Source organism: Vulcanococcus sp., from assembly GCF_044369115.1.
Lineage (GTDB): Bacteria > Cyanobacteriota > Cyanobacteriia > PCC-6307 > Cyanobiaceae > Vulcanococcus.
Genome location: NZ_JBIPMN010000106.1, coordinates 1 through 9,297, shown reverse-complemented (window position 1 = coordinate 9,297; position 9,297 = coordinate 1). Strand labels below are relative to the sequence as shown.

The 9,297-nt window shown below is 65.3% G+C and carries 11 protein-coding genes; 7 read left to right on the top strand and 4 right to left on the bottom strand.

Annotated features, from left to right (window positions below; all coding sequences use genetic code 11):
• Positions 1-795: GntR family transcriptional regulator (locus ACIQ2E_RS09335; protein ID WP_398329365.1), on the bottom strand; the 795-nt coding region annotated here is incomplete at its 3' end.
• Positions 796-1,057: 262 nt separating this feature from the next.
• On the opposite strand from ACIQ2E_RS09335, the gene ACIQ2E_RS09330 reads away from it, so the two are divergent.
• Entirely contained in the window at positions 1,058-1,795 is a 738-nt protein-coding gene (locus ACIQ2E_RS09330) for a dienelactone hydrolase family protein (RefSeq protein ID WP_398329362.1), read from the top strand.
• A 26-nt stretch (positions 1,796-1,821) separates the two neighbouring features.
• On the opposite strand, the gene infC is transcribed toward ACIQ2E_RS09330, so the two are convergent.
• Positions 1,822-2,469, bottom strand: a complete 648-nt coding sequence (gene infC, locus ACIQ2E_RS09325) for a translation initiation factor IF-3 (protein WP_217796953.1) — start codon at positions 2,467-2,469, stop codon at positions 1,822-1,824.
• A gap of 45 nt (positions 2,470-2,514) precedes the next feature.
• A complete protein-coding gene (gene miaA / locus ACIQ2E_RS09320) occupies positions 2,515-3,450 on the bottom strand; it encodes a tRNA (adenosine(37)-N6)-dimethylallyltransferase MiaA (RefSeq protein WP_398329358.1) in 936 nt (311 codons plus the stop codon).
• A 209-nt stretch (positions 3,451-3,659) separates the two neighbouring features.
• On the opposite strand from miaA, the gene gyrB reads away from it, so the two are divergent.
• The 4 genes from gyrB to ACIQ2E_RS09300 are packed head-to-tail and all read left to right on the top strand — an operon-like array spanning position 3,660 to position 6,729.
• The gene (gene gyrB, locus ACIQ2E_RS09315) at positions 3,660-5,621 is read left to right on the top strand and encodes a DNA topoisomerase (ATP-hydrolyzing) subunit B (RefSeq protein WP_398329355.1); all 1,962 of its coding nucleotides are present in this window, start codon (positions 3,660-3,662) and stop codon (positions 5,619-5,621) included.
• Positions 5,622-5,954: an SH3 domain-containing protein gene (locus tag ACIQ2E_RS09310; protein WP_398329352.1), complete on the top strand. Its 333-nt coding sequence runs from the start codon at positions 5,622-5,624 to the stop codon at positions 5,952-5,954. It begins immediately after the preceding gene.
• 3 nt (positions 5,955-5,957) lie between these two features.
• On the top strand, positions 5,958-6,320 hold the full coding sequence (locus tag ACIQ2E_RS09305) for a fluoride efflux transporter FluC (RefSeq protein WP_398329349.1): 363 nt from the start codon (positions 5,958-5,960) through the stop codon (positions 6,318-6,320).
• Positions 6,313-6,729 carry a CrcB family protein gene (locus tag ACIQ2E_RS09300; protein ID WP_398329346.1) on the top strand — a complete coding sequence of 139 codons (417 nt, stop codon included), beginning with the start codon at positions 6,313-6,315 and terminating at the stop codon, positions 6,727-6,729. Before ACIQ2E_RS09305 ends, ACIQ2E_RS09300 begins: the two co-directional genes overlap by 8 nt.
• 117 nt (positions 6,730-6,846) lie before the next feature.
• On the opposite strand, the gene ACIQ2E_RS09295 is transcribed toward ACIQ2E_RS09300, so the two are convergent.
• Positions 6,847-7,317 (bottom strand): glutathione peroxidase, encoded by a 471-nt coding sequence (locus tag ACIQ2E_RS09295; RefSeq protein WP_398329343.1) that lies wholly within the window; start codon positions 7,315-7,317, stop codon positions 6,847-6,849.
• Positions 7,318-7,404: 87 nt separating this feature from the next.
• Here ACIQ2E_RS09295 and mgtE point away from each other — a divergent pair, with 87 nt between their 5' ends.
• Both mgtE and ACIQ2E_RS09285 read left to right on the top strand, forming a co-directional pair.
• Positions 7,405-8,814, top strand: coding sequence for a magnesium transporter (mgtE, locus tag ACIQ2E_RS09290; protein WP_398329340.1), 1,410 nt, complete (start codon positions 7,405-7,407; stop codon positions 8,812-8,814).
• Positions 8,815-8,910: 96 nt separating this feature from the next.
• Positions 8,911-9,297 (top strand): sigma-70 factor domain-containing protein (locus tag ACIQ2E_RS09285; protein WP_398329337.1); only part of this gene is annotated, 387 nt, incomplete at its 3' end.

Sequence of the window (9,297 nt, the reverse complement as noted above, 5' to 3'; positions counted from 1 at the left end):
GTTCAGATCCGGTGTGGCCGTCATCAGAAGAAGTTCGCTGCCGCGCATGCTGTGCAGGATCACCTCAGCGGCCCGCAGGATGCCGGGGCTGATGCTCACCAGGCCCACGCAGCTGCCGGTTTTGAGGTCTTTGAGCAGGTCGAGCTCGTGGCGGAAGTCGTTGAGGTCCACCGGCACCGAGCGCACGCCGTGGCGCTTGGCGATCTCCTCCACCGGCTGCAGGAAGTAGCGGCTCGTCACAACCGTGCCGTTGCTGGAGGTTTCCAGCACCGCCTCCAGCTCCTCCATCGGCACCACTTCCACAGGCACCTGCAGGTGGGGGGCCAGCTCTTCCGAGATCAGCATCGAAGCGCCGATGTCTTCCCGAGGGGTGCTCACCAGCACCCGGGCGCCGCAACGCAGGCGCCAGTCGATCTCGCGGGTGAGCAGGTCGCGGGCCTGCTGCAGGGTGCAGCCGGCGTTGAGCAGCCCATCCACGCTCTGGCGCACCTCGCGGTCGATGTCCGGCAGGTGGCGGCTGCGGGGGCCTGGGGCTGGTTTGATGTCGCGCGGGTTCTGCTGGTCGCGCACGTAGATGCCCGAGCCGGCCATGGCTTCAACAACGCCATCGTTTTCCAGCTGGCGGTACACCTTGCTGATCGTGTTGCGGTGCAGGCCCGTCTGCATCGCCAGCTGGCGCGTGCTTGGCAATCGATGGCCGGGCGGGAAGTGGCGCGCGGCGATGGCAAAGCAGATCTGGTTGTACAACTGGCTCGACGCCGGGATGTCGCTGTCCTGCTGAATGTGGAACCGCAAACCGGATTGGCACAACGCTGTGGCGCCACCTTACGGATCTTTGGCCCCGGTGACAATTGCCATCCCGGCATAACCTGCTGTGCCGGTTGGGGACGGTTCACGAGCGGGAGCGCTGCCGGGCGTTACTCCCGTGGAGGCTTCGGCGGCACTGTCCAGGCTTCTGTCCATTCCGTACGGAATTAGGGACAGTGCTTGCGCGTTGTTCTGCTCTGCCGTTCGGGTGGCGCTTGCATAGTGCTCTGATGCCGCACGGGCTGGGTTGATGGCGATTCAGGCGAACTGGATTGAGGTGATCACGCCTGAGGGCGCAATGCCTGCCTGGTGGGCGCGGCCCGAGGCCCCTCGGGCGGCTGTGCTGGTGCTGCCTGAGGTGTTCGGCGTTAACGGCTGGGTGCGCAGCGTGGCCGATCGTTTGGCCGAGCAGGGCTATGCGGCTCTGGCGATCAGCAGCTTCTGGCGCACCGCCCCCCATCTGGAGGCGGATTACAACGAAGCTGGCCTGGCCCTCGGCCGTGAGCACCGCGACCAGGTGCAGGCCCAACAGCTCCGCTCCGATGTGGCTGCCGCTGCTGCCTGGATGCAGCAGGCCCATGCCGCTGACGGCCTGGCCCACAGGCCCCTGGGCTGTGTGGGCTTCTGCTTCGGGGGGCACCTGGCGATGCTGGCCGCCACCCTGCCGGTGATCGCCGCCAGCTGCGACTTCTACGGAGCCCGTGTGTCCACCGATCGCCCCGGCGGTGGGGCGCCCACCCTGGCGGATGTGCCGCAGATTCCCGGCCGGTTGTGGTGTTTCTGCGGCGATCAGGATCCGTTGATGCCGCCGCAAGAGCTCGCCGCCATTGAGCGAGCCCTCGCTGCGGGGCCTGCCGGCAGACACCGCTTTGTTCTGGCCCCAGGCGCCGGCCACGGCTACATGTGCGAAGCCAGGGCTGATTTCCACCCTGAGGCCTCAGCTGCTGGTTGGCAGGCGATGCTCGCGCTGTTCGGCGAAGCGCTTTAAGCGCCTGTCTGGCTGGGCCAGGAGCCTCAGCCCTCGGCTGCTGCCGCAGCGGCCTGCTGGCGTGGCGTTTCAATCGTGCGCACGGCCTTGCTGGCGGCGGCTTCCGCTTCTTTCTCTTTGGCCAGCGGGGTTTTGCGCGGCGTGAGGAACATGATCATGTTCCGGCCCTCACGCTTGGGTTCCTGCTGGATCTCGGCCTTTTCCTCGAGATCCTTGGCCATGCGCTTGAGCAGCTGTTCAGCCAGGGCGGTGTGCTGGATCTCGCGGCCGCGGAAGATCACGGTGCACTTCACCTTGTCGCCAGCCTTGAGGAAGCGGGAGGCCTGACCGATCCGCACGTCGTAATCGTGCTGATCGATCTTGTAGCGCATCTTCACCTCCTTTACTTCGGTTTGGTGAGACTTTTTCTTGGCTTCTTTGGCCTTCTTTTCCTGCTCGAACTTGAACTTGCCGTAGTCCATGATCCGGCACACCGGCGGATCAGCCTTCTCGCTCACCAGCACCAGGTCGAGCTCGCGGTCTTTGGCCACTTCCAGGGCCGCCTCCCGCGTGATCACCCCCAGCTGACTGCCATCGGCATCGACCACCCGCAACTGGGGGTAACTGATGCGGTCGTTGATGTTGGGGAGCTCCCGCACGGGAGCGCGGCGGTCAAAACGAGGACGGGGTGGCATTCAGGCGGGCGAGAGGACGAAGAGAAAACAGTGTCTGTTCACCCTTCACCCTAGGACGCGCTCGATCGCAGGCAACGCCTGCTGTAAAGCGTCACCTCCATCGAGCCAGATCGGCTGGTGTTGCCGCCGAAACCAGGTGCGCTGGCGCTTGGCGAACTGCTGCGTGCGCTTGGTGGTGAGGGCAATCGCATCGTTTCGTTGGAGATCCCCCTGCAGCACCGCTTTGGCTTCGCCGTAGCCGATGGTGTCGAGCAGTGGGCAGTCGGCGCCGTAGCGCTCCATCAGGCCGCGGGTTTCCTCGATCAGGCCTTCGCCATAGAGGTTGGCGCTGCGCAGGGCGATGCGGCGCTTGAGATCCGGCGGATTCAGGCCCAGCTCCAGCACCCGCCAGGGTGGCGGTGTGGCGCCTTGCTGGCTGCTCAACGGTTGGCCGGTGGCATAGAGCACCTCCAGCGCTCGCTGAGTGCGCACAGCATCGTTGGCCATGATCCGCGCGCCGGCGGTGGGATCGGCCTCCCGCAGCAGCCGGTGGCAGAGGGGCTGGCCAAGCGCTTCGAGCTGGGCCCGCAGTTGCGGCTGCGGCGGAACGGCTGGCGGCGTCATCCCTTGGGTGATGGCTTTCAGATACAACCCACTGCCGCCCACCAGCAGGGCGATGCCGCGGCGGGCGTGTTCGGCGGCGATGGCCTGTTCGGCTTCGGCGCGGAATTCCTGCAGGTTGATCGGCTGATCAGGGCGGCGTAGATCCAGCAGCTCATGCCGCACCGCCGCCCGCTGGGCCGGGGTGGGCTTGGCGGTGCCGATATCCATCTCTTGATAGAGCTGGCGCGAATCCACCGACAGCACCGCCAGATCCAGCGCCTGGGCCAGCTCGATGCCGAGGGCCGTTTTGCCGCTGGCGGTGGGGCCCAGCAACACAATCACCAGGGGCTGATCGGGGTGTTGTCGACCGCTTGTGGCGAGGCTTTCGGCTTGGCTCATCCGGGCACTCTGCCGGCGGGCCTGTTGCCTGGCCTGCAGCCCGCTGATTGCACCCCTTGCTGAAAAGCACACGGAGCGGCCACCAGGAGCTTCTCTATTGCATCGGTGGTAGATTGGGCCTTCAGGCACGGCCTTTGCGCGCCTCCCTGCCCCTTGCCGCGCTTGCCAACGGGCTCCTGCGGCAGGAGGACGTGCCCCCGCCGGAACCCATGAGCGAAGCCACCAAAGTTCAGGCCGCCTACGGCGCCGAGCAGATCCAGGTGCTGGAAGGCCTGGAGCCGGTGCGCAAGCGCCCAGGCATGTACATCGGCTCCACCGGGCCGCGGGGCTTGCACCACCTGGTGTACGAGGTTGTCGACAACTCGGTCGACGAGGCACTCGCCGGCCATTGCAACGAGATTCTTGTCGTCCTCAATGAGGATGGCAGCTGCGCCGTCACCGACAACGGCCGTGGCATCCCCACCGACGTGCACCCCCGCACCGGGAAGAGCGCACTCGAAACCGTGCTCACCGTGCTGCACGCCGGCGGCAAGTTCGGCGCCGGCGGCTACAAGGTGTCGGGCGGCCTGCATGGCGTGGGCGTGTCGGTGGTGAACGCCCTCTCTGAATGGGTGGAGGTCACGGTCCATCGCCAGGGCCAGGAGCACCAACAGCGGTTCGAGCGCGGTGCCCCGATCGGCACCCTGGCTTCCAAGCCCGCCGCCGACACCAGCCGCACCGGCACGTCGGTGTGCTTCAAGCCCGACATCCAGATCTTCTCGGGCGGGATTGAGTTCGATTACCACACGCTCTCGGCCCGTTTGCGTGAACTCGCCTACCTCAACGGTGGCGTGAAGATCGTCTTCCGCGACGAGCGGCCCGCGGCCCGCAATGCCGAGGGCGTGGCCCACGAGGAGATCTACTACTACGAAGGCGGCATCAAGGAATACGTCGCCTACATGAATGCGGAGAAGGATGCCCTTCACCCCGACATCATCTATGTGAACTCCGAAAAAGATGGGGTTCAGGTGGAGGCGGCGCTGCAGTGGTGCGTGGATGCCTACTCCGACAACATCTTCGGCTTTGCCAACAACATCCGCACTGTGGATGGCGGCACCCACATCGAGGGTTTGAAAACGGTGCTCACCCGCACCCTCAACGCCTTCGCCAAGAAGCGTGGCAAGCGTAAGGAGGCTGATGCCAACCTGGCCGGCGAGAACATTCGCGAAGGCCTCACCGCTGTGCTGTCGGTGAAGGTGCCGGAGCCGGAGTTCGAGGGGCAAACCAAAACCAAGCTCGGCAACACCGAGGTGCGCGGCATCGTGGATTCGCTCGTGGGTGAAGCCCTGAGCGAATACCTGGAGTTCAACCCCTCGGTGATCGATCTGATCCTCGAGAAGGCAATCCAGGCCTTCAACGCCGCCGAAGCCGCCCGCCGTGCCCGTGAGCTGGTACGCCGCAAGAGCGTGCTGGAGAGCTCAACCCTCCCCGGCAAGCTGGCCGATTGCTCCTCGCGCGACCCCGGCGAATCCGAGATCTACATCGTGGAGGGCGATTCCGCTGGTGGCTCCGCCAAGCAGGGCCGCGACCGTCGCTTCCAGGCGATCCTCCCCCTGCGGGGCAAGATTCTCAATATTGAGAAAACCGACGACGCCAAGATCTACAAAAACACCGAGATTCAGGCCTTGATCACCGCCCTCGGCCTTGGCATCAAAGGCGAAGAGTTCGATCAAAAGAACCTCCGCTACCACCGCATCGTGATCATGACCGATGCGGATGTGGATGGTGCTCACATCCGCACTTTGTTGCTCACCTTCTTCTACCGCTACCAGAAGGCGCTGGTGGAAGGCGGCTATATTTATATCGCCTGCCCTCCGCTCTACAAGGTGGAGCGCGGCAAGAATCACACCTATTGCTACAACGAAGCTGATCTGAGGGCCACGATCGAAGGTTTCGGTGAAAAGGCGAATTACACGATCCAGCGTTTCAAGGGCTTGGGCGAAATGATGCCCAAACAGCTCTGGGAAACCACCATGGATCCCACCACTCGCATGATGAAGCGCGTTGAAATTGAAGACGCTGCCGAAGCCGACCGCATCTTCAACATCCTGATGGGCGACAAGGTTGCCCCCCGCCGCGAATTCATCGAAACCCACAGCGCCGAGCTTGATCTTGCGCAGCTGGATATCTGAGTGAGCCGACCTCTCGCGCGCTCCGTGGATCAACGCTTCAGCACCTGGCGCTGGGGGGCCGTGTTGGCGTTCGCCTTGTTTGCACCGGTCTCCTTGCCCGCGGGCGGGGCTGATCGCCGCCTTCCTGATCTGCGTCGTCGCAACGCGGGTGAGCCACTGCTCAGCATTGGCGGCCAGGTTCTTCAGGCCGCACCGGATCAACAGGCTCCTGCCCTGGCCCCGGTGGATGCCGATCAGCCTCTACGCGTTGTGCGCAGTTGGCGTGATCACGAAGGCGATCAGTGGCTGCAAGTGGAAACAGCTGAGCAGCGCGGCTGGCTCGCTGTGGCCTGATCTATGCGCGACGCCCTCCTGGTGGCGATCGGAGCAGTGCCTGGTGCCTGGCTGCGGTTCCGCCTCGTGAACCACTTCGAGCCGTTGGTGCCCCGCAAGCATTGGGCCACGTTTGGCGTGAACATCACCGCTTGTTTTGCCCTGGGCTTGATTGCGGCCCTGGCGGGTCGTTGCGGTCCTGACCAACAGATCGGCTTGCTCCTGGCCACGGGCTTCCTCGGCAGCCTCAGTACGTTCTCCACCTTTGCGGCGGAACTCTTGCAGTCGTGGCTGGCGGGCCAGCGCCGCGAGGCTCTCTGGCTCATGGGCGGCTCGGTGGGCGCAGGCCTGGTGGCCGTGGCGGCCGGGATGGTGATCGGTGGCTGATCAGCTGGAGGTCCGGCGCCTGAGCTTCGAGCTCAGAGAGCTGTTGCTGGTGGGGCTCGGTGCCGTTCCTGGTGCCCTGTTGCGCTGGCAGAGCGGTGTTCAGCTCGGTCCGCATCTGGGAGGCAATGCCGGCGCCGATCTGCTGGTGAACCTGGTGGGGTCGTTCATCCTTGGATTCCTGGCCGGCCCAATCCCCCGGCGCACCAGCCTGGTGCTGCTGCTGGGGATCGGCTTCTGCGGTTGCCTCACCACCTTCAGCAGCTGGATGTTGGATGTGGCCAAGTTGATCCAGGCGGGGAAACCCGCCTGGGGCCTGCTGTTGATCGCCGTGAGCCTGGTGCTGGGTCTTCTCTGCGCGGCTGCTGGCCTGCTGTTGAGCCGAGCGGTGTTCAAGGCGCAGTCCGACTGATGCCGGTGGCGGCACAACCGCGGCAACCGTCCAGAATTCCGTGCAGTCTGTACGAAACCCTGGACAATGCTGTGAGCTGCTCCTGGCGAGCTGGCGAGCTCGCCAGAAACCGGTTGCTCAGGCTGCCAGTGCCGCTTCGATCGCGCCTTTCAGCTCGGCTGATTCGGGCTCCACACCGCTCTTGAAGCGTGCAATCACGGTGCCGTCCTTACCCACGAGGAACTTCTCGAAGTTCCAGGCCACGGCACCTGCCGGCTCGGCTTGCACCAGCGCGTCGAAGGGGGCGGCGCTGATCGCCACCTTGGCGTAGATGGGGAAGTTCACGCCGTAGGTGGTGGAGCAGAACTGCTGGATTTCTTCCACGCTGCCGGGCTCCTGGGCGCCGAAGTCGTTGCAGGGGAACGCCAGCACCGAGAAGCCCTGGTTGGCGTAGGTGTCCTGCAGGGCCTGCAGGCCGGCGTACTGGCGGGTGAAGCCGCAGCGGCTGGCCACGTTCACGATCAGGCGCACCTGGCCGTCGAGCGCACCAAGCTTCTGCTGCTCGCCAGAGGCGGTGCTCACCACCACATCGCTCACGTTGATGGCCATCAGATTCGCCCGCCCGCGCGGGTGTTCGATAAGGCCGGACCTTAGCCACTTCAGCCCATACACTCGGACTGCCGCAGCCCTGGGGCCATGAGCGAGGCGTCTGCCGCAGCTGCTGTTTCCCCTACCAACGGCCCGGCGTTGGCTGAGGTGCTCACCCAGCAGCTCAAGGCTCTGCTTGAGGCCGGCAATTACGACGGCGTGAAGCTGTTGCTGCAGCCCGTGCAGGAGGTGGATATCGCCGAAGCGATCGGCGGGTTGCCGCGCACGCTTCAGGCGCTCGCCTTCCGCCTGCTTCCAAAAAACGAAGCGATCGAGGTTTATGAATACCTCGAGCCCAGCGTCCAGCAGACGCTGCTCGAGCGCTTGCGCTCCAGTGAGGTGCTGGAGCTGGTGGAGGAGATGTCACCCGATGACCGGGTGGATCTGTTTGATGAGCTGCCCGCCAAGGTGGTGCGCCGCCTGCTGGCGGAGCTGAGTCCGGCGGAGCGGCGCGTGACCGCCCAGTTGCTGGGCTACGAGCCGGAGACCGCCGGCCGGTTGATGACCACCGAGTTCATCGACCTCAAGGAATTTCACAGCGTGGCCCAGGCGCTCACGATCGTGCGCCGCCGCGCTCGCGACACCGAAACGATCTACGCCCTCTACGTCACCGACGCATCGCGCCATCTCACCGGCATCCTCTCGCTGCGGGATCTGGTGGTGGCTGATCCGGAGGAGCGTGTGGGCGATGTGATGACCCGCGAGGTGGTGAGCGTGGGCACCGACACCGACCAGGAGGAGGTGGCGCGCGTGATCCAGCGCTACGACTTCCTGGCCGTGCCCGTGGTGGACCGCGAGCAGCGGCTGGTGGGGATCGTGACCGTGGATGACGTGATCGACGTGATCCAGCAGGAGGCCACTCGCGACCTCTACGCCGCCGGTGCCGTGCAGGCCGGCGATGAAGACGACTACTTCCAGAGCAACCTGTTCAGCGTGGCCCGCCGCCGCGTGGTGTGGCTTTTGGTGCTGCTCCTGGCCAACAGCGGCACCGCCGCCGTGATCGCTTCGATGGATGGGGTGCTCAAGCAGGTGGTGGTGCTCGCCGCCTTCATCCCGCTCTTGATCGGCACCGGCGGCAACGTGGGCGCCCAGAGCTCCACGGTGGTGATCCGCGGCCTCAGCACCCAGCGCATCCAGAGCCTGGGGCCCGCCAAGGCGATCGGCCGCGAGGCGATCGCAGGTGCCCTGCTGGGGCTGTTGATGATGCTGGTGGTGGTGCCCTGGGCCGGCTACGTGAGCGGGGGCAACTGGCTGGTGGCCAGTGCAGCCGGGATCAGCCTGGTGGCGATCACCACCCTGGCGGCCACCGCCGGCGCGGCCCTGCCCCTGCTGTTCAACCGCCTGGGGCTCGACCCGGCTTTGATGTCGGCCCCGTTCATCGCCACTGCCACCGACGTGGCGGGTGTGTTCATCTACCTGCAGACCGCCAGCTGGTTGCTGAGCCGCAGCGGCGGCTGACGCGACGCCACGGTCGCCCCTGAGAAATCCCAGGCTTTTCTGAGAGGCGCTTCACACTTCTTCAGGTAGGCTTTACATCAGTTCACAGGCCTTGCCGTGGTCGTTGCTGTTGATGCCTCGGGGCTGAGCACCGATCTGGTGCGCTCCTACCTGCGCGACATCGGTCGCGTGCCCTTGCTCAGCCATGAGCAGGAGATCACCCTCGGCCGCCAGGTGCAGGAGCTGGTGGCCCTCGAAGAGCTCGAGCAGGAGCTCGAAATGCGCGCCGGCGGCGCCAAGCCCGATCACGAGCAGCTGGCCAAGGCGGCTCAGCTCACCCCCCAACAGCTCAAGAAGCGCCTGCGCTCCGGCCAACGGGCCAAGGAGCGGATGGTGGCGGCGAACCTGCGCCTGGTGGTGAGCGTGGCGAAGAAATACACCAAGCGGAACATGGAACTTCTGGACCTGATCCAGGAGGGCACCATCGGCCTGGTGCGGGGCGTC